At 65.8% G+C, this 21,302-nt stretch carries 9 protein-coding genes and 1 pseudogene; 1 reads left to right on the forward strand and 9 read right to left on the reverse strand.

Annotation, left to right across the window (positions count from 1 at the left end):
* Positions 1 to 45: 45 nt before the first annotated feature.
* Positions 46 to 654 carry a cob(I)yrinic acid a,c-diamide adenosyltransferase gene (gene cobO, locus F4U94_RS18745; RefSeq protein WP_120252192.1) on the forward strand — a complete coding sequence of 203 codons (609 nt, stop codon included), beginning with the start codon at positions 46 to 48 and terminating at the stop codon, positions 652 to 654.
* A 140-nt stretch (positions 655 to 794) separates the two neighbouring features.
* Here cobO and F4U94_RS18750 read toward each other — a convergent pair whose 3' ends face one another.
* The 9 genes and pseudogenes from F4U94_RS18750 to F4U94_RS25080 all read right to left on the reverse strand — a co-directional run.
* Positions 795 to 1,643: an ABC transporter substrate-binding protein gene (locus F4U94_RS18750; protein ID WP_120250967.1), complete on the reverse strand. Its 849-nt coding sequence runs from the start codon at positions 1,641 to 1,643 to the stop codon at positions 795 to 797.
* A 236-nt stretch (positions 1,644 to 1,879) separates the two neighbouring features.
* Positions 1,880 to 2,710, reverse strand: a pseudogene (locus F4U94_RS25075) (cell wall hydrolase); the annotation flags it as partial.
* 3 nt (positions 2,711 to 2,713) lie between these two features.
* On the reverse strand, positions 2,714 to 3,193 hold the full coding sequence (locus F4U94_RS18760) for a MarR family winged helix-turn-helix transcriptional regulator (protein ID WP_120250969.1): 480 nt from the start codon (positions 3,191 to 3,193) through the stop codon (positions 2,714 to 2,716).
* 90 nt (positions 3,194 to 3,283) lie between these two features.
* Positions 3,284 to 6,367: a UDP-N-acetylmuramoyl-tripeptide--D-alanyl-D-alanine ligase gene (locus F4U94_RS18765; protein ID WP_120250970.1), complete on the reverse strand. Its 3,084-nt coding sequence runs from the start codon at positions 6,365 to 6,367 to the stop codon at positions 3,284 to 3,286.
* Entirely contained in the window at positions 6,364 to 7,554 is a 1,191-nt protein-coding gene (locus F4U94_RS18770; RefSeq protein ID WP_120250971.1) for a beta-barrel domain-containing protein, read from the reverse strand. The genes F4U94_RS18765 and F4U94_RS18770 overlap by 4 nt, the downstream gene beginning before the upstream one ends.
* The gene (locus F4U94_RS18775) at positions 7,551 to 9,737 is read right to left on the reverse strand and encodes a type I secretion system permease/ATPase (RefSeq protein ID WP_232015737.1); all 2,187 of its coding nucleotides are present in this window, start codon (positions 9,735 to 9,737) and stop codon (positions 7,551 to 7,553) included. The genes F4U94_RS18770 and F4U94_RS18775 overlap by 4 nt, the downstream gene beginning before the upstream one ends.
* Positions 9,734 to 11,065 (reverse strand): TolC family protein, encoded by a 1,332-nt coding sequence (locus F4U94_RS18780; protein WP_232015738.1) that lies wholly within the window; start codon positions 11,063 to 11,065, stop codon positions 9,734 to 9,736. The genes F4U94_RS18775 and F4U94_RS18780 overlap by 4 nt, the downstream gene beginning before the upstream one ends.
* A gap of 119 nt (positions 11,066 to 11,184) precedes the next feature.
* Positions 11,185 to 21,099 (reverse strand): BapA/Bap/LapF family large adhesin, encoded by a 9,915-nt coding sequence (locus tag F4U94_RS18785; protein WP_282957478.1) that lies wholly within the window; start codon positions 21,097 to 21,099, stop codon positions 11,185 to 11,187.
* Positions 21,096 to 21,302, reverse strand: a 207-nt coding sequence (locus tag F4U94_RS25080; RefSeq protein WP_249042089.1) for a hypothetical protein, incomplete at its 5' end; no start/stop codon positions are given. The genes F4U94_RS25080 and F4U94_RS18785, both read right to left, overlap by 4 nt.

Below are 21,302 nucleotides of genomic sequence, written 5' to 3' on the forward strand. Positions count from 1 at the left end.
AGATGAAGCCATCTGCTTGGAAAACGCTCTAGCAGGAGCATGACGATGGTGGAACGCACCGAGGAACAGCATAAGGCCAAGATGCAGAAGAAGCAGGCCGCGCATGACAAGATCATCGCCGGCAAGACGGTGGAGAAAGGGCTGCTGGTCGTCCACACCGGCAAGGGCAAGGGCAAGACCACGGCTGCGCTCGGCATGGTGGTGCGCGCGATCGGCCATGGCAAGAAAGTGGGCATCGTCCAGTTCGTGAAGGGCGCGATGACCACGGGTGAGAAGGTCGTGTTCGACGCCTTTCCCGATCAGGTGGAATTCAAGGCAATGGGCGAAGGCTTTACATGGAACACGCAGGATCGCACCCGCGACATCGCCTTGGCGCGCGAGGCGTGGGAAGAGGTCAAGCGCATGATCGCCGACCCGGCCTATGCCATGGTGCTGGCCGACGAGCTCAATATCGTGCTGCGTTACGACTATCTGCCGCTGGACGAGGTGATCGCGGTGCTGGCCGCGCGGCCGGACATGAAGCATGTCATCGTCACCGGCCGCAACGCGCCCGAAGCGCTGATCGAACAGGCCGATCTGGCCACCGAAATGACGCTGCTCAAGCACCCGTTCCGCGAGCAGGGCGTCAAGGCGCAGCCCGGCATCGAATTTTAGGGCCGACCGACATTCAGTTCTGACGGCCTGCAAATGGCGCTTTTCCGTGCTTCCGGTGCTCACGGACATTTAGTCCGCTGCGCTCCGGGTCACGTAAAAACACCATTTTCGACTCGTCATCTCCTGAATGTCGATCGCCCCTAGGAGGCGACTGCCGCCGCCAATGCGCGGGCGGCCTTCACATAGGCCGGGCCGCCGCACACGGTCCAGGCCTGCGGAATGCCGATCCGCTTGATGTTCTGGAGCGCGGGATGGTGCATCATCTCCGTGCCCTGATCGGTGACCCGGTCGGTCGCGCTATCGACGATCAGATAGTCCGGCCGCGCCGCGACAACTTCTTCCAGCCGCATCTGCGACAGGGATGGCCTGCCCAATGTGCCGGCCAGATTGATAAGGCCGACCCGCTGCATCAGATCGTCGATCAACGTGCCCGTGCCCGTCAGATAGCCGCGACGCTGATAATAGGCCGCGATCCGGCCGGGTGGCACCTTGCCGATATGGCGCAGGTCTGCGTCCATCTGTGCGATGAGCGCCTCGCCCCGCGCGGGATGGCCTACCGCCTTCGCCACATCACGGATGGAGGCAAGGATCGCGTCGTAACTATCAGCGCCTTTGAGATCCAGCGCCGGATAATGGCGCGCCTTCAGCACCGCGATCGCCGAATTGCGCCGCACCGGCATGCCGATCATCAGGTCGGGATCGGCGGCCAGCACGGCTTCGGCCGATCCATTCAGGACCGGCAGGCCGCGTACCTGCGCGGCGACGGCGGACATATGCGGATCGGCCGCATTATGCGTCAGCCCGGCAATCTGGTCGCGATCGGCCAGCGCCACCACCAGCTGATCCGCGCACAGGTTGAGCGACACGATCCGGCGAGGCACCGATGGCGCCTTGCGCATGGGCGCGGCGGACAGCGCCCATCCCGTCACGCCTGCCGCCACGGCCAGGATCAGGCCGCCCAGCAACCGGGAAGACGGGACATGCTTCATGGCAACAGCCCATAGCGCCCCGTTTCGGCGACGCAACCATGATGGCATGGGTCGCGCTATCGCCCCACTGGTCCCAGCGCGATCTGGGCGGCCTCACGCCTCGCGCCGCCCTCCACCATCTCCACCGGGGGGCCGCGCCGCACACCTACTGGCAAGGGCACGGCCGGCGCCGGGGTCCAGCTCTTGTTGGCGGGCGGCATGACCTGTCCCACGATCGGCACGGCGCCGCTCGGATCGGCGGGCGCTTGCGCCGCCGCCATGGCCGGCACTGCCGGCATTGCCCCGTCGCGATGGGCCAGAGAAAAGCGCGCGATCCGGCCGATCATCGGCTCGGCGCCGCCAGCTGCGGTCTGAAAGGCCGGCGGCGTGCCCCACCAGCCGGTCCAGCGGAAGAAGAGGTGCGTGCCCACCTTCGCCGTCTTGTCCAGGCTGGCACTCCAATAGGGTACGACCCAATCGGTATGATAATGGGTGGCAAGGCCCACCGGCCGGAACACCGCCCCGGCCAGCGCCGCCTTGGCGATGCTTTGCGCGCGCATCCAGGCTGCGGGCGATGGCGTCCGCGCCAGTGCGCCGTCGCAGGTAAAGGTGAACTGGCAGCCGGTCCGCCGTTCCTGCCCCTGAAATACGACGCCGCACACCGATTTGGGAAAAGCGGGATGACGCACGCGGTTGAGCACGACCTGTGCCACCGCCTGTTCGCCGACGGCATCGTCGCCCGCCTCATAGATTTGCGCGGAGGCAAGGCAATCGGTGGCGCGCGCCAAGTCCGCCGTACCGCCGGCAAAACGGAAAGGACTGGCCGCCGGATTGGAGCGCTGCGAAAAGGGAATGGCTGCATTGAGCGCCCGCGCCTTGTCCGTGCCGAGGGCGTAGATTGTCGATGGTTCGACCTTAGGCACGGGTGGCGCCTTGTCGATCCGCGCGGGCGTGGCGCGGGCGCTCACCGGCGCCTGTTCCGGAACGGCGGTGGGCGCCTGCCGCCACAGCGTCGGCATCGCCAAAACCGCGATCAGGATCAGCGCCGACAGGCTGCCAAGGGCGATCCGGTGCGCGGCGGAGGTCATGCGTCAGCTACAGTTGCGCAGACCGCTTGGGGGTCGGCGCGGGGCAAGGGGCACGAAGGAGATGGGCTGGATCGGGGCATCGCCATGCGACGCGGACTCACCCACTTCGAACAGATGCTGGAGGAAGGAGATCATCGCCTCCCGCCCCTTCTCGCTCAGCACCACACGCATCCGGCGATGATCGCGCGGGTCGAAGCGGCGGACGACGAGTTCCGCCTCCTCCAGGCTTTCGATCCGGCGCATCGTGCCTGTCGCGCTCTCACCGGATATGGCCATGATGTCCTTCACGCACAGGAAGCGTCCTTCTTCCGCGACGGCGAACAGTTCCAGCATGATGTCCCAGGCGGAATCGCGGAACACATGTTTGGGGAAATGTTCGGAACAGTTGATCCGCGCCTGCTGCGTCTGGCGCGCGAGGGCGAGCAGCGAGGTGCCGGACAGGTCCGGGTTCGATGATCCCTCTCTTCGTTCGCGCGAGGCCATGCCATCTTCCTTGCATCGGTTTCTCGTGGAGCAGGCCCAAGGCTGCGCCTTCCACCTTAACGAATTATAAACAGCGTAATTTTCTTGCGGTCATGCGACCGAAACCATCTCTATTGCGGACATATTTTCCTGCTCCGCATCCGCCTTTAACTGGGCGACCAGTGCGTGCAGGCCGCTGCCATGCGATCCCTTGATGAGGATGATGTCGCCATCCCGCGCCGTTTCCCGGAGGCAGGCGCGCAGTTGGCCGATATCGCTGGCATGGAGGCCACGGCAATGGGATGGCAGGTCGGCCCAGATCGGCGCATAGAGCGCTCCTACGGCATGAACCTGATCTATGCCCTGTTGCCGGATCAGCGGTGCCAGCGCACCATGATAGGCGACTGCGTCCGGCCCCAGTTCCAGCATCTCGCCCAATATCGCGATCCGCCGGCCGCCGGTCCGTGTGCCGAGCAGTTCCAGCGCCGCCGCCATGGAGGCGGGATTGGCATTAAAGGCCTCATCGATCAGCGTGATCGCGCGGCCGTCTATGGTCAGGGCCACCTCCTCGCCGCGACCGGCGAGCGGGCGGAAATCGGCCAGCGCCGCCAGCCCCTGCCCGGCATCAAGGGATAGCGCGGACAGGGTCGCCAGCACCGCCAGGCTGTTGAGCGCCATATGGTGTCCCGGTGCCTGCAAGCGATAATCCAGCATGCCTGTGGGCGTCATGACCGTCACCCTTCCATCCTGATGGTCCATCAGGCGGAAGTCGGCCTCTGGCGCTTCGCCATAGCTGATGACGCGCAGTTCGTGCGCCAGCGCCAGCGCGCGCACCTGCGGCAGTTCCGCCATGTCCGCGTTGAGGATCGCGACGCCACCGGGCGGCATACCTGCGAAGATGGCGCTCTTGCGCTGCGCGACGGTGGCTAGGTCGTGGTGAAATTCCAGATGCGCCGGCGCGATATTGGTGAAGACCGCGATGTCGGGCCGGGTCAGTTGCGCATTCTGGCGCATCCGTCCGATCGCCAGCTCCATCACGATATGCGGCGTATCCCACGGAATGGAGGCGAGATTCCAGGCGATGCCATGCGGCAGATTGGCGTTCAGCCGCGTTTCGCCAACATCGCCCCAAGGCCGCAGCGCCTGCGCCAGCATCGCGACCATGGTGGTCTTGCCGGCGCTGCCGGTCACGCCGATCAGCTTGCCGGTCATCGCCGCGCGGGCATGGCGGCCCAGCGCCAATATCGCCTCGTCATTATTGGGTACCGCCAGCACCGGCACGTCCGTAGTGGCCAGCCGGTCGGGCGCGCTGGTGATGATCGCCGATGCCTGTGGCCGGAGCCGGTCGATCAGGCGTGGGGGGATGCCCCGCTCCCCCGCCGTACCGCGCATCACAACCACCTCGCCGTCGCGCAGACTGGGGGGGAAGATGCACAGGCCTTCCGCGCGCCAGTCGGCCGGCGGCGGCACGACCCAGCGCCCGCCGGTAGCCTGCATCACGTTGCGCGCGGTCCAGCCGCTTTCGACCGGCAGCGCCGCCGCCTCCGCCTGTGTCTCCAGCAGGTTCCGGCGATAGGCGATAAGGCCCGACAGATAATGTTCGACATCGTCGATCCGCACGCGAAAGGCGTGGTGGCGGATGAAGAAGCTGCCGACGATCCGCTGCGGATTGGCGAAGAACATCGCCAGTTCAGGCCAGAAATGGCCGTTGAGGAGATAATGGGCGCGGGCATGGAGCGCGCGATGGAATTTGCCGAGGTCGATCGTGTCGAGCAGGTGGCGATGATCGGGGTCGGCGGAGAGGCGCGCGATCATATGCTGCGCCGCCATCATCAGTTCCAGCAGCGTCGGGAAAGTGGTGATGCGATTTTCCACGAAATCCAGATGATCGCGAACATTGTCCAGGCCGAAGCGGAACCAGGCCTCATCCGCGCGATATCGGGTCAGTTCATTGACGCAGTAGCTGAGCCAATGGTCGTGCGCCGCCGCATGGCCCGCCGCGATGAAATGGGTGAAGGCGCGCGTCACCGCTTCGATCCAGCGCGGATCGCCGGTCAGGCCATAGAGCCGCATCAGCCCGAACGCAGCCTCCCCATCATAATAGATGATGCGGAAGTCCTGCTTCACCGTCAGCGTCGGATAGTCCAGCACATGGACGAAGCGCCCGCTGTCCGCATCCTGCATATGGAGCATGCCGGCCGCCAGCCGGTCAAGCAGCGGGCGATAGCGGTCGGTCGCCATCAACTCGCTATATTTGACCAGCGCCAACAGGCAGACGGCATTGCCGCCCAGCTTGATCTCATTGCCGGGGTCGATCAGGAAAGCTGCCGGCGTGCCATCCGGCAAGGTCGCCGGGCGGATCAGCTCCTGCTCCAGATAGGCCAGCGCCCGCTTGATCGCGGCGAGCAGATCCGGGGACCGCGTCACCTCCCAGCTTTCCAGCATGGCATAGGTGCTGCTGGCATGGCGCAGGCTGTTATAGGCGGCGATCGGCCGGTCGAAACAGGGATGCCAGCCATAATGGAACCGGCCATCCGCCTGCACTTGCGAAGCGAGATAAGCGCTGCCGTCATCGATCAGGCGCAGCAGCAGGTCGGGATCCAGCCGCTCCACCGTCCGCCGCCCGGCGTTGCGGCCCTGCTCCCGCATCATGTGGATGACACCATCCGTGCCCACGAACAGACCGGCAGTCGAAAACAGCCAGATGGGCACGTCATCGCGGAAGTCGATCGCTCTAATGCCATGACGCAGCCGGGCGTAGCGCAGGAAATTGCCTTCATTGACGGTGGCTGTAGGATGCCCGTTGCCGCCATAGAGCATGGCATTGGCGTTGATTTCCGTTTCCAGAAATGCCTGTTCCAACCCCGCATCCAGCGCGATGCCGAGGCGGAAATAATTGCGTTTGGTCGCATCCAGCCGCTGGCGCAGGCTTTGCCAGTCGGCCTGTTCGACCGCACGGACCCAATCGACGCGCAGCCAGTCCAGCCGATCCGCCGCCGCCCGCAGCAGCGGCAGCGCCTTGTTCCAGCAACCTGCCGCATCCGGTGCGATGACGGTGATGGTCTGCGCCCGCGCCGCGCCATCGGTGAAGGACAGGAACAGCACCACCGTCCCCGCGCCGTCGATCGGTGACGGCGCCACCTGCCGCAATCGCTCGCCGATCGCAGCCAGTCTCTCCTCCAGCGACCCGGTCATCGTTCGCGCAACCCTTCGCGCGCGCGATTCAGGGGCTTGAGCAGATATTGCATCACCGTCTTGCTGCCGGTGTGGATATCCACCGTGGCGATCATGCCCGGCACGATCGGAAAGCGTTTGCCCGCCTTGTTGACCACGGCAACCGACTTGGTCCGCACGAAGACGCGATAATAATAGATTTCCGGGTTCACCTCATCCTTGATCGTGTCCGGCGATATGCTCGACACCGTCCCTTCCAGCCCCCCATAAATGGCATAATCATAGGCGGTGATCTTGACCGTCGCCCGCTGGTTGGGGTGGATGAAGGCGATGTCGCGCGGCGAAATGCGCGCTTCGATCAGCAACTGGTCGTCCAGCGGCACGATCTGCATGATCTCGCCATTGGGTGACACCACGCCGCCGATGGTGGACACGTCGATGCTCTTCACCACGCCGCGTACCGGCGACCGCAGCGTCAGACGCTTCAGCGTATCGGACCGGCCGCGCACCACCGGCGCCAGTGCCTCCACCTCCTCGCTGACCTTGGCCAGATCCTGCTGCGCCTCGACCAGATATTGCGAGCGCAGGTCCGATTTCTTGAGCGCCAGTTCGGCCTGTTGCCGCTTCAGTCGCAGCACCTCGACATTGCTGGCCGCACCGACGGCGATCAGGGATTCGCCGATCTTCACTTCCTTGCTGATCAGCGCGAGCGATTCGTCGATCAGCCGGTCGGAACTCATTAGGCTTTCCCGCCGGTCGCGATAGAGGCGCGTTTCTGCCGCCTTCAGCTCCGGATAGGGATCGAGTTCCCGTGAAAAGGCGATGGGCGTGCCACCCACCTCCGCCCGCAGGCGCGCGGCGCTCGCAAGGGCGGCGCGATATTTGGCGGCGCTTTCGTCCACCGTCGATCCCGCCTGGGTGGGGTCGAGCTGCGCCAATATCTGGCCAGGCTTCACGATATCGTCCTGCTTGACCATCAGCTTGGCTAATATGCCGCCCTCCAGCGACTGGATGATCTGTTCCCGGCTGGTCGGTACTACCCGCCCACTCCCGCTGGCGACCTCGTCCAGCTTGGCGAACCAGGCCCAGGTGAAGGCGACGACGAACAGGGCCGTGACCAGCCATAGCAGGCGCTTGGCGCCGGTGATGCGGCCGCGCCCTTCATCGTCGAACTGCCATTCGTCATCGATGACCGCGACGCCGCTCATGCCACCCTCGCCCGGTTGGCCTGCATGGTGCGGATCGCCGCATCCTTGGGCTGGTCCAGCAATATGCCGCCATTGTCGATCACGATCACCCGATCGACCAGATCCAGCACCCGCATCCGGTGCGTCGCGATCACCAGCGTCCGCCCCTGCGCCCATGTCTTGAGGCCGTCGATGAAGTGGCGTTCGGACACCTCGTCCATCGCCGCGGTCGGCTCGTCCAGCAGCGCGACGGTCGGATGGCGCAGCAGCAGGCGCGCCAGCAAAAGCGACTGGATCTGCCCACCCGACAGGCCGTTGCCGCCTTCCAATATGATATGTTCCAATCCGCTGCGCAGGCGTCGGACGAACTGGATCGCACCGGTCATCGCCAGCATGGACAGGATTTCCTCATTGGAGACATCCGGCGCGCCCAGCGTCAGATTTTCACGGATCGTGCCATGGAACAGCCGACTGTTCTGCGACAGGAAGCTGACGTCGCGGCGCAAGTCGTTAGGGTCAATATGGTGCAGCGCCAGATTGTCGATCAGCACTTCGCCCGACACCGGCTGCATCATGCCCGACAGCGCCTGCAACAGGGTGGATTTGCCCGCGCCGTTGCGACCCAGCAGCGCGATCTTCTCGCCCGCCTTGATCTCCAGCTCGGGGATGGTGAGCGCGGGCGGGCTATTGGGATCGGCATAGCTGAACACGCCGCCATGGATGGTGATCGCGCCTGCGATCGCATTCACCGAAATGCGATGTTCGGCATCGGGGCGATCGACCGGCAGGCCCATGATCTGGTTCAGGCTGCCGATCGCTACGCGCGACTGCTGGAAACGGCTGAGCAGCGATGTGACCTGCGACATCGGCGCCATCATCCGCGACCCCAATATGGAGGAGGCGACCAGGGCGCCGGTCGTGATGTCGCCTGCAATCACCATCGGCGCGCCGACGCACACGATCCCGGCATAGACGCCATTCTGCACATTCTGCGTCCAGACGGTCAGGCTGTTGGTCAGGCCGCGCAGCTTCAGCTGCTGCTCCCCGGCCTCCGCATTGTAGCGGTTCCATAGTTGCTGGAAGCGCTCCTCCGCCTGTAAAGCCTTGATATCCTCGATCCCCTGAACCGCCTCCACCAGCATGGCATTGCGCAGCGAGGCTTCGCGCATCGACGCGGTCGCATAGGCGCGCAGTTTGCGCTGGGCGAGCAGGCCCGGCACCAGCAGCAGCACGAGCGCGGCAAGTGGCACCAGCACCAGCGGCCCGCCGATGAACCAGAGAATGACCAGGAAGATCAGGAAGAAGGGCAGATCCGCCATCGCCGCCACGGTGGTGGATGTCAGCAGCTCGCGCACCTGATCCAGGTCGCGCAGCTGGGCGATAAAGGTGCCGGTGGAGGTCGGCCGCGCCCGGTTGCGCACGCGCAGCGCATGGCCGAACACCTTGTCCGACATGCGCAGGTCCGCGCGCTTGCCCAGCACATCGACGATGTTCATCCGCAACCGCCGCAGCAGGAAATCGAAGCCGATCGCCAGCGCCACGCCCAGCACCAATATGTAGAGCGTCGGGTAGGATTCCGCCGGGACCACCCGGTCATAGACCTGCATCGAGAAGATCACGCCGGACAGGCCCAGCACGTTGGCGATGCAGGACGCCACCATCACATGGACATAGGAGCGGCTGTCCTGATGGATGATCCGCCGCAGCCAGTTTTCGTCCTGCTGGTGGATATAGGGATCGACGCGGGCATCGGGTGCCGACCGTACCGGTCGGGCGATGACCAGCAGGGTCGCGCCGCGCGCCACGTCCGCGATCGCCATATGGGCGCGCAGCCCGCCTTCGCCCGCCAGCGACAGGGTCGCCTCCCCATCCTCGGCTATGGCCGTGACCAGCGCCAGCGCGCCGTCGCTCATCCGCACGATCATCGGCAAGCGCCAGCCGGACAGCTTGTCGCGCGCGTCGGGCGTGCGGAAACGGATCGACAGGCCCAATGCACGCGCCATGCCGCGCACCTTGGCCTGTTCTCCATCCATCCCGGCCCACAGGCCCGCCAGCTTGGCCCCCTGTTCGCTGTTGGGCAGGCCATAATGGCGCGCCACCTGTTGCAACAGGTCCAGCCAGGCGTCGATGGAGGGGGCAGCGGGGGCCGGACCGCTGGTCGCGCCTGCGCTGACGACCGGCTTGATCGGCGGCATCATGTTCATAGCGTCACCCCGCGCACCACTGTTCCCGTGAGGTGGAAGGCCGCGCGGGTCCGGCCCGAATTATACAGGCAATCCATCTGCAACCGCCGCAGGTCGTGGGCGGTATTGGCCGCCTCGAACCGGACCTGCTGAAATTCCTGCTCGGCATTGAGCAGGTCGACCAGCGTGCGCGTACCCATTTCCAGATATTGCATGCGATACAGCTTTCCGGTTTCGTCCATATTGCCTTCCCGCGATGCCAGGGTTGTGAGCAGCGCGCCCAGACTGTCGATCTGCTGCTGCGCCTCGGACAGGCGCTGGGCGGTTTCGTTGCGCGCCCGGTCCGTGGCGGCGTCGGCCGCCTCCAGCGCGAAGGACGCCCCGCGCACCCGCGCCTTGGTAATGCCGCCGCCGAACACATTGCTGCTGACGTTGAGGCCCAGCGAATAGGCGCTGCGCCGGCTGGACAGCGGATCGGACACGTCGATCGTGCCGGTGCCGCCGATGGAGATGGTGGGCAGTTGCTCCGCCTTGCGACGCTTGAGGTCCGCGACCGCCTGATCCTTCTGGGCTTCGGCGACCATGACAGCGGGCACATCGTCCCAGTCGGGCGGCGACTGGCGGCAGGCCGCCATCAGCCAGCCGGGTACTTCTTCATCGACCTTGGTCGGCGGCGCGGTTCGCCCCAGCAGATAGGCCAGGTTGCTGGACCAGCGGCGGCGTGATGCCTCGATCTGCGACAGGGTGGCGATCGCGGCCTCCACGCGGGCCTGCGCCTGCAAGCCGTCGGATCGGGTCGCCGCGCCTTTGGTCACGCGGCTGTCGACCAGATCGCTGATCGCGCGAACGCGCTCCAGCTGTTCCAGGCCGATCCGATGCAGCGCTTCGCCGCGTTGCATCTCGATCATCGCATAGCCGGTGTCGCGGATCAGCCCGTCGACCGCCAGCAGCATTTCCGCTTCGCCGACCCGCGTGCCGGCGCGCGCCGAAGCCACGGCGCTCGACACCTTGCCGAAATCGAAGAGCATCTGGGACGCGTTGATTTGTGGCCGGGGGCGCCAGTCGGCGGTCAGGCGGCTGTCATAGCCGGTGGCGACGCCGGCGCTGATCTGCGGCGAATAGCCGGCGCGGGCGACATCCACCTCCGTCGCGCGGGCGTTGAGTTCGCCCGCCGCCTGGGTCAGCACCGGGTGCCAGGCGATCGCCTCCCGGGCGGCTTCTTCCAACGTCACCGGATCGGCGGGGTTCACCGCCGGTCCGGTCTGTGCGTATGCGGCCGAAATCATCAGGCCGCCGGCGAGCAATAGATAGGCTCTGCCGTTATGGAACCATGTTCCCATGCCGGTCATATCCTCATCCAGTTATGACCAGCATGGATGCCATTGGTTACGGACATACTAACATGGCAGCATTAATATTATATCGCTATCGTAACATGTTGTGATTTTACCTATGCTTGAGACATACATCAGAATGTATGACCATTATTTATGCTGTGCTTTTCGATATCATCCGATGTGGAAAGATAAGCTAGTGGATCCTGCAGCACATCCACAGGGGTCAGATCGACGCTTTCTGTGGTCGGCGTCGTTGTCATGTCGATCGGGTCCACCCTCTCCGGCGATGCTGCGCGGTCGAGATAGGCCGACAACACATCCTCCAGCACGCCCTGGCCTTCGAACATCTGATAGGCCAGCTCGCCCAGCACTTCGTCGGAAACCGGCGTATCGGTCGGGTCCGCATCCGGTGTGACAGGCTGATCCGCGCTTGGCGCATCGACCGGGTCTGCGGCGGATGCCGCAACGACCAGATCGGTGCCCGAAACGGTCGGATCGTCCGTGCCGGAAACCGTTGCCTCCTCGGAGAAGGAGGATATCCGGGCTTCGGGCGCCGAGGCGATCGCCTGATCCGTCGTGGTATCCGACGTCAGGCTTGCCGTCTGGTAACTGTCGTCGCTGACCGCCGCCGCTTCATCCATGCGCAGGCTCGCCTGCTCGAACGACATGAAGGCCGACGTCGCACCGGACCCGACATTGATCGTCACGTCCAGCGTAGCCGTGGCCGTGACGCCATTGGGCTGGACGATCTGGTAGGTGAAGCTGTCCACCAGATTGACCGTCGAATGCGGGATCGTCGTGCCGGGCGTGTAGTTGTAATGGCCCGTCTCGTTGACGGTCAGCGTCCCATAAGTTCCCTGGATGGTCACAGCCGTCTCGCCAACCTCGACGAAACCGCTACCCGTGCCGACCTTTACTACCGGGAATGCCGTGCCGGTCACGTCGTTGGCCAGCAATTCGCCCTGCGTGCCGGTCACGCCCGATACCGTATATTGGTCCAAATGGGTGATGGACTGACCGATATAGACGGTCGATCCGTAGCCCGTGCCCAATATGTTCGTGCTGGACACCGTGTAGGTATAGGTGCCCGACGGCAGATCGTCGAACGTATGGGTGATGCCCGATCCTAGCGGCAGCCCTGCCACGGCGGTCGCCGTGTAGGTGCCCACGGTCGCGCCTGCCGCATTCTTCACCGTAATGGTGTAGCTGGGCAGGACTGTCAGCGAACCACCGCGGATGACCGTGATCGTCACGTCGGACTGGCTGTTCGCACCCACGGTAAAGCTCTTCGAGCTCGATCCCGTGACGGGTACCAGCACTGCGCCAGCCGTGTTGAAGCTGAAATCCGACGCGGTTGCGACCGTCTGCACGACATTTTGATACTGGACCGCTGCGGTCGCCGTATCGTGATTGGCGACGGGGGCGGCCGTGATGTCGTCGCTGCCGATCCGGATCGACAGGTTCGCCGTTTCCGTTTCACCATCGCTCCGATCGATCAGCGTATATTGGAACACGTCCGTCTTGCCGATCGACGCGGCGGTCGGCGACGGGGTGTAGCTGTAGCTGCCGTCCAGATTGATGACCAACCGGCCGAAGGCACCGTTCACCACCGTGCCGTTCGCGTTCACGGCCGTCGTCACCCCGTTGACGGTGACGCTCTGGATCACCGTCTGCGGACTGATGATGTCGATATGACCGTCCGGACTTGGATCGGTAATGACATTGCCCTGAATCTGCTGGGGCACGATCCCGCCAATGTCGGTGAAGTCCGAATCGGTCCCTGCGACATTGAGCGATCCCAGCAAACCGACACCCAACGTCCCGTCAAAGGTGACGAAGGCGCGATATTGGCCCGGCCCCAGCGTTTCGGTGCTGACCAGATTGCCGTTCAGCAGGCCCAGTTGCAGTAGCGACGCGCCGTTGCCGCCGCCCACCGCGACCCAGGCCGATCCGTTCCAGCGCTGCACCGCGACGGAATAGCCGCTGAGCACGCCGATGCTGAGCGTCGCGTCATAAGTGAAGACGGCGTTGAGACTATGGCCGTCCGCCACGGTGAAGCCGACGCTGGGCGTCGCCAATACCTGCGCATTGACATTGAGCAGGCCGAGCGACACCAGCGCCAGATAATTGGCCGTACCATGGTTGACCGCCGTCGATACCGGCAGCAGGTCGATCAGGGCCACCGTGCTATTGTCGAACGCGGCGATGTCGAACGGCGCGCCGACGGCGCCCGGAAGCGACTGATTGCCGGCGACATCGGTCTGCGTAACGGTCAGATTCTGGCCGCCCACCTGCGGGCTGGACAGAGTGACCGAGAAGCGGCCATCCGATCCCACCTGCCCGGTGCCGATCACGGTTCCCGTTCCGTCGCGAACCCTGACCGTCGCCCCGGCTTCACCGATGCCGGTCAGCGTCGTACCGGCCGTGTTGACCGCCAGATTGGCGGGCGCATTGGGCGCGGTGATGTCCGGCGCGATCGCGCTGGTCGATATGGACGGATTCCCGGCGCCATCGGTCTGAACGACGCCGATGGTTTCGCCATTGGCCTGCGCCTGGGTCAGCGTCACCGAATAGCTGCCATTGGCGGCGACCAGAGCCGTGCCGATCACGACACCTGCCGCATTGGTCACGGTGACGGTCGCACCCGCTTCACCCGTACCCGTCACCACCGTACCCGTCGCCGAAACGGCGGCGGTGGGGGCGGCAGGCGGGGTATGGTCGGGCGCGGTGACGGCAGCGTTGGGCGATCCGTTGCCCGCCCCGTCCGTCTGGCTCACGCTCAACCGCTCGCCATTCAACTGCGCCGGGCTGAGCGCCGCGGTGTAGCTGCCATTGGCCGCCACCGTCGCGGTGCCCAGGATCGTGCCATCGGCCGCCCGGACGGTGATCGTCGCGCCGGCTTCACCCGTGCCGGTCACAGACCCGCCATTGGCGGAAACCGCCGCAGTGGGTGCCACCGGCGCCGTCGTATCGGGCGCGGTGATCGGCACGACGGGCGACACATTGCCTGCCGGATCGCTCTGCACCAAGGTCAGTTTTTCGCCGTTGGTCTGGGGCGTATTGAGCGTGGCGCTATAGGTTCCATTGGCGGCCACCACCGCCGTACCCAGCAATGTGCCACTCGCATTGGTGATGCGGATGGTTGCGCCAGCCTCACCGGTGCCGTTCACCACCGCGCCATTGCCGGTGATGGTGCCCGTCGGGGCCGCCGGCGGGGTGCTGTCCGGCGCCAGCGTCGTCGCGCGGGGCGACACATTGCCAGCGGCATCCGACTGGGTGATGCCCAGCGTCTGGCCGTTCGTCTGCGGCGTCGTCAACGTGACGCTGTAGCTGCCGTTGCCGGCCACCGTCGCGGTGCCGATGACGGCCCCGGCCGGATTGGTGATGCTGATCGTCGCGCCAGCCTCACCCGTGCCGTTGACCACCGCACCATCGGCCGTGACCGTCCCGGTCGGCGCCGCCGGCGGCGTGCTGTCCGGTGCGATCGTCGGCACGCGCGGGGACACATTGCCGGCCGCATCCGCCTGGGTGATGCCCAGCGTCTGGCCGTTCGTCTGCGGCGTCGTCAAAGTGACGCTATAGCTGCCATTGCCGGCCACCGTCGCGGTGCCGATGATGGCGCCAGCCGGGCTGGTGATCGTGATGGTCGCACCAGCCTCCCCGCTACCGTTCACCGTGGTGCCATCGGCCGTGACGGCACCGGTCGGCGCTGCGGGCGCCGTGATGTCGGGCGCGATCGTCGGCACCCGGACCGACACGTTGCCGGCACCGTCCGCCTGGGTCACGCCCAGCGTCTCGCCATTCAATTGCGGCGTGGTCAGCGTCGCGCTGTAACTGCCGTTGGCAGCGACGGTCGCGGTACCGATGACCGTCCCGGCCGGGTTGGTGATGCGGATCGTCGCGCCAGCCTCCCCGGTACCGGTGACGGTCGTGCCATCGGATGTCACCGTACCGGTCGGCGCGGTCGGCGCGGTCGTGTCGGGCGCGGTGATCGGCACGGTCGGGGACGCATTGCCCGCCCCGTCCCTTTGTATCAGCGTCAACGCTTCGCCGTTGGTCTGCGGCGTCGTCAGGGTCACGCTGTAGCTGCCATTGCCGGCCACCGTCGCGGTGCCCAGCACCGTGCCGGCCGCATTGGTCACGCTGATCGTCGCGCCAGCCTCACCGCTGCCGCTCACCACTGCGCCGTCGCCATTAATCGTGCCGGTCGGCGCGACCGGGGCGGTGATATCGGGCGCGATCGTCGGCACCCGGACCGACACATTGCCGGCGCCATCCGTCTGAGTCACGCCCAGCGTCTCGCCATTCACCTGCGCCGTGGTCAGCGTGGCGCTATAGCTGCCGTTGGCACCGACCGTTGCGGTCCCGATGACGGTCCCACCCGGGTTGGTGATGCGTATGGTCGCCCCCGCTTCACCCGTCCCCGTCACGGTCGTGCCGTCGGATGTCACCGTACCGGTCGGCGCGGTGGGCGCTGTGGTATCGGGCGCGGTGATCGGCACGGTCGGGGACGCATTGCCCGCCCCGTCCCTTTGTATCAGCGTCAGCGCTTCTCCATTGGTCTGCGGCGTCGTCAGGGTCACGCTGTAGCTGCCATTGCCGGCCACCGTCGCGGTGCCCAGCACCGTGCCGGCCGCATTGGTCACGCTGATCGTCGCGCCAGCCTCGCCGCTGCCGCTCACCACCGCGCCGTCGCCGCTGATCGTGCCGGTCGGCGCGACCGGCGCCGTGACGTCGGGCGCGATCGTCGGCACCCGGACCGACACATTGCCGGCGGCATCCGCCTGCGTAATGCCCAGCGTCTCGCCATTCAGCTGCGGCGTCGCAAGCGTGGCGGCATAGCTGCCATTGGCGGCCACCGTCGCCGTGCCGATGACGGTCCCGGCCGCATTGGTGATGCTGATCGTGGCGCCGGCTTCACCGGTACCGGTCACGAGCGTGCCATCGGTCGAAACCGTGCCGGTCGGCGCATTGGGTGCCGTAATGTCCGGCGCGGTGATCGGCACCTGCGGCGACACATTGCCTGCGCCGTCCGTCTGCACCAATGTCAGCGCCTGACCATTGGCCTGCGGTTCGGTCAACGTGACGCTATAATTGCCGTCGGTCGCCACGGTCGCCGTGCCCAGCACGGTCCCGGCCGCATTGGTGATGCTGATGATCGCACCCGCCTCACCCGTACCCGTAACTTCCGTACCATCGGGCGCGATCGTGCCCGTCGGCGCGGCCGGCGCGGTAACGTCCGGCGCAATGGCATCGGCTTGCGCCGAGGCATTGCCCGCCGCATCGGTCTGAACGATACCCAGCGTCTCGCCATTCAACTGCGGCGTGGGAAGGATGACGATATAGGCGCCATTGGCCCCCACCGTCGTCGTGCCCAGCAGCGTGCCATCGGCATCGGTGATGCGGATCGTCGCCCCGGCCTCGCCAGTACCGGTCACGGCCGAACCATCGGATGTGACGGTGCCGGTCGGTGCATCGGGCGCCGTAATGTCGGGCGCGGCGATGTCGACGGTGATCGACGCATTGCCGGCCGCATCGGTCTGAACCAACGTCAACGGCTCGCCATTGGTGAGCGCCGGGTTCAACGGCACACTGAAATTGCCGTCATTATCGACCGTGACGCTACCCAGCGACACGCCATTGGCATCCGTGACGGTGATCGTCGCCCCCGCCTCGCCGGTGCCGGTCACCGCACTCCCGTCAAGCTCGACCGTGCCAGTCGGCGCAGCGGGCGCTTCCAGATCGGGCGTCGCGATCGCGGTCGGGCCGGACTCATTGCCTGCCGCGTCGGTCTGCGTGACGTTCAGGGGCGATCCGTCGGTCTGCGGCGTGGTCAATGCTGCCGCATAATGACCCTGGCCATCGACGGTCGCGGTGCCGATCACTGTGCCGTCGGCATCACGCACCGTTATGGTCGCGCCCTTCTCGCCCGATCCGGTCACGACGGCACCGGTCGCATCGATCTGCGCGGTCGGCGCAAGAGGTGGGGTGATATCGGGCGCGGTCAGGATCACAGGGACGGAGCTGTTTCCATCCGTATCGGTCTGTACCACGACCAGCTTCTCGCCATTGGCCTGCGGCGTGCCCAGGGTGATGCTGTAATTGCCATCCCCATCGACGATCGTCGATCCCAATGCCAGCCCGCCAGGCCCGGTCACGGTCACCGTCGCGCCGATCTCGCCAGTGCCGGACACCGTATCGCCGGTGGGGGAGATGGTCGCCGTCACAGGATCGGGCGCGTCGGGTCCATTCAGATTGGGGGCGGTCACCGGCAGTTCGTCCGACACATTGCCTGCCGCGTCGCTCTGCACCACGGTCAGCGGCTCGCCATGTACTTGTGGCGACGTAAGCAGCGCGCTCCAGAAGCCGGAGCCATCCACTATCGCCGTGCCGATCTCCCGACCGGTTGGATCGGTGACGATGATCGTGGCACCGATTTCACCCGTACCGCTCATCGACGCGCCATCGCCGGCAATATTGGCAGTTGGCGGTTCTGGTGCGGTAAGGTCGGGCGCCGTCACATTGGCCGGGTCGGATATGTTGCCGGAGCCATCCGCCTGGGTGACGCGCAGCGGCTCGCTATCCAGTTGCGGCGGGGTCAGCACGACACTGTAATTGCCCTGTGCATTGACGATGCCGGTGCCCAGCAGGGTGCCACCTGCCGTCCGCACCTCGACTGCCGATCCGGCGACACCCGTGCCGGTCACGATCCGGCCGGTATCGTCGATAGCCGCGGTCGGCGCAGGCGGCGGCGTCGTATCGTCCGCCGTAACCGTCACACCGGTCGATACATTGCCGGCCACATCGCTTTGCGTGATGCTAAAAACCTCGCCATCGACCCGTGCCGGGCTGAGCGGTAAGAGATAATTGCCGTCATCGTCCACGACCGTCGTGCCGACGATCGCACCCGATGCGTCGCGAACGGTGATGGTCGCGCCAACCTCGCCCGTGCCGCTGATCGACGATCCGTCCGCCGCTATGGTCGCGACTGGCGCGGCCGGCGGGGTGAGGTCGGGCGCCGTGATGCCGGTCGGGTTGGATATGTTGCCCGAAGGATCGACCTGCGTGACGGCAAGGGATTCGCCATCCACCTGCGGCGCGTTGAGCGTCACGGTGTAATTGCCCTGTGCATCGACCACGCCGCTGCCCAGCAGCGTACCATCGGCCGCGCGCACTTCGATCGTCGATCCAGCCACACCCGAACCGGTCACTACCGATCCCGTTACCACCGTGCCGGTGCCGTCGATCGTGGCACTGGGCGCAGGCGGCGGCGTCGTATCGTCCGCCGTAACCGTCACACCGGTCGACACGTTGCCGGCCACATCGCTTTGGGTAATGCTCAACACCTCGCCATCGACCCGTGCCGGGCTGAGCGGGAAGAGATAATTGCCGTCATCGTCCACGACCGTCGTGCCGACGATCGCGCCCGATGCGTCGCGAACGGTGATGGTCGCGCCAACCTCGCCCGTGCCGCTGATCGACGATCCGTCCGCCGCTATGGTCGCGACTGGCGCGGCCGGCGGCGTGAGGTCGGGCGCCGTGATGCCGGTCGGGTTGGATATGTTGCCCGAAGGATCGACCTGCGTGACGGCAAGGGATTCGCCATCCACCTGCGGCGCGTTGAGCGTCACGGTATAATTGCCCTGCGCATCGACCACGCCGCTGCCCAGCAACGTACCATCGGCCGCGCGCACTTCGATCGTCGATCCAGCCACGCCCGAACCGGTCACTACCGATCCCGTCACCACCGTGCCGGTGCCGTCGATCGTGGCGCTGGGCGCAGGCGGCGGCGTCGTATCGTCCGCCGTAACCGTCACACCGGTCGACACATTGCCGGCCACGTCGCTCTGGGTGATGCTCAGCACCTCGCCATCGACCCGTGCCGGGCTGAGCGGGAAGAGATAATTGCCGTCATCGTCGACAACCGTCGTGCCGATGATCGCACCCGATGCGTCCCGAACGGTGATGGTCGCGCCAACTTCGCCCGTGCCGCTGATCGACGATCCGTCTGCCGCTATGGTCGCGACTGGCGCAGCCGGCGGCGTGAGATCGGGCGCCGTGATGCCGGTCGGGTTGGATATGTTGCCCGAAGGATCGACCTGCGTGACGGCAAGGGCTTCGCCATCCACCTGCGGCGCGTTGAGCGTCACGGTATAATTGCCCTGCGCATCGACCACGCCGCTGCCCAGCAGCGTACCATCGGCCGCGCGCACTTCGATCGTCGATCCAGCCACGCCCGAACCGGTCACTACCGATCCCGTCACCACCGTGCCGGTGCCGTCGATCGTGGCGCTGGGCGCAGGCGGCGGCGTCGTATCGTCCGCCGTGACCGTCACACCGGTCGATACGTTGCCGGCCACATCGCTTTGCGTGATGCTCAGCACCTCGCCATCGACCCGTGCCGGGCTGAGCGGGAAGAGATAATTGCCGTCATCGTCCACCACCGTCGTGCCGACGATCGCACCCGATGCGTCGCGAACGGTGATGGTCGCGCCAACCTCGCCCGTGCCGCTGATCGACGATCCGTCCGCCGCTATGGTCGCGACCGGTGCGGCCGGCGGGGTGAGGTCGGGCGCCGTGATGCCGGTCGGGTTGGATATGTTGCCAGCCGGGTCCGCCTGCGTCACGTTCAATGGCTCGCTGTCCACCTGCGGCGTGGTCAGCGTGACGGTGTAATTGCCCTGCGCGTCCACCACGCCATTGCCCAGCAACGTGCCATCGGCCGCGCGCACCTCGACCGTCGATCCGGCCACACCCATACCGGTTACCACCGTGCCGGTGCCGTCGATGGTCGCGACGGGCGCCGGTGGCGCCGTCAGGTCGGGCGCGGTGACCGGAATGACGGCCGATTCATTACCCGCCGCATCGCTTTGCGTGACATCGAGCACTTCGCCATCGACCCGCGCCGGATCGAGATCGACACTATAATTGCCATCATCGCCCACTCTCGTCGTGCCGATGATCGCACCCGACGCGTCGCGAACGATGATGGTCGCGCCGACCTCGCCCGTGCCGCTGATCGACGACCCGTCGGTTGCGATGGTCGCGCTCGGTGCTGCCGGCGCCGTCAGGTCAGGCGCGCTGATGGCCGTCGGATCGGACACATTGCCAGCCGCATCGATCTGCGTGACCGACAGCGGTTCGCCTTCGACCAGAGGCGGTGACAAGGTCACGCTATAGCTGCCATCGGGCCGCACAATGTCGCTGCCGAGCAACGTGCCCAGCGCATCGCGCACCTCAACGATCGCGCCCGGCTCTCCGGACCCGCTCACCGTCGCACCATTGCCCGAGATGCTGGCCCCCGGTGCAGCGGGTGCATCCAGATCGGGCGCAACTATGGCGGTGGGCGTCGATTCATTGCCGGCCGCATCGGCCTGCGTCACGGTCAGCGCTTCGCCATTGGTCTGGGGTATGTCCAGCGTGGCGGCGTAGGTGCCGTTGCCCTGCACCACAGCCGTACCGACCAACAGGCGGGCAGCATTATAAATGCGGATGGTGGCGCCCGGTTCGCCCGTACCGGTAACGGACAGCCCGTCGTTGCCGATGACAGCGATCGGCGCCTGGGGCGCGGTGCCGTCGGCGGCGGTCACGAATACGGGATCCGACACATTGCCAGCCCCATCTGTCTGGCTGACGGTCAGGCGCTCGCCATTATTCTGCGGCGGGCTGAGTGCGATCGTAAAGCTACCATCCCCGCCGACATGACCGGTGCCCAGCACCGTTCCAGCCGAGTCATAGACGTTGATAATGGCGCCAGGCTCACCGGTGCCTGTCAGGCTCGTCGCGGTTTCCAGCGCAACCGAAGGCGCATCAGGCGCCGTCAGGTCGGGCGCGATCGCCACAGCGGGCGGTGAAACATTCCCGGCCGCGTCAACCTGCGTAACCGTCACCGTCTCGCCATTTTCGAGGGGCGTATCGAGGTCGATGGCATAGTTGCCGTCCGCATCGGCAACCCCGCTGCCGATCAAAACGCCCGCCGCATTGCGGATCTGCACCGTGGCATTGGTTTCTGCGGTGCCAGAACACACCGTCCCCGTCGCATTCAGCCGAGCAGTGGGCGGCGCCGGCGCATCAGTGTCAGCGTCAGCGTCGGCATCCGCATCAGCATCCGCATCTGCATCAGCATCAGCATCAGCATCAGCATCAGCATCAGCATCAGCATCAGCATCAGCATCAGCATCAGCATCAGCATCAGCATCAGCATCAGCATCAGCATCAGCATCAGCATCAGCATCAGCATCAGCATCAG

The sequence above is a fragment of the Sphingobium limneticum genome, assembly GCF_008710155.1.
Lineage (GTDB): Bacteria > Pseudomonadota > Alphaproteobacteria > Sphingomonadales > Sphingomonadaceae > Sphingobium > Sphingobium limneticum.

Coding starts and splice junctions, on each gene's coding strand:
- cobO (WP_120252192.1), top strand. CDS start 46: ATGGTGGAACGCACCGAGGAACAGCATAAGGCCAAGATGCAGAAGAAG.
- F4U94_RS18750 (WP_120250967.1), bottom strand. CDS start 1,643: ATGAAGCATGTCCCGTCTTCCCGGTTGCTGGGCGGCCTGATCCTGGCC.
- F4U94_RS18760 (WP_120250969.1), bottom strand. CDS start 3,193: ATGGCCTCGCGCGAACGAAGAGAGGGATCATCGAACCCGGACCTGTCC.
- F4U94_RS18765 (WP_120250970.1), bottom strand. CDS start 6,367: ATGACCGGGTCGCTGGAGGAGAGACTGGCTGCGATCGGCGAGCGATTG.
- F4U94_RS18770 (WP_120250971.1), bottom strand. CDS start 7,554: ATGAGCGGCGTCGCGGTCATCGATGACGAATGGCAGTTCGACGATGAA.
- F4U94_RS18775 (WP_232015737.1), bottom strand. CDS start 9,737: ATGAACATGATGCCGCCGATCAAGCCGGTCGTCAGCGCAGGCGCGACC.
- F4U94_RS18780 (WP_232015738.1), bottom strand. CDS start 11,065: ATGACCGGCATGGGAACATGGTTCCATAACGGCAGAGCCTATCTATTG.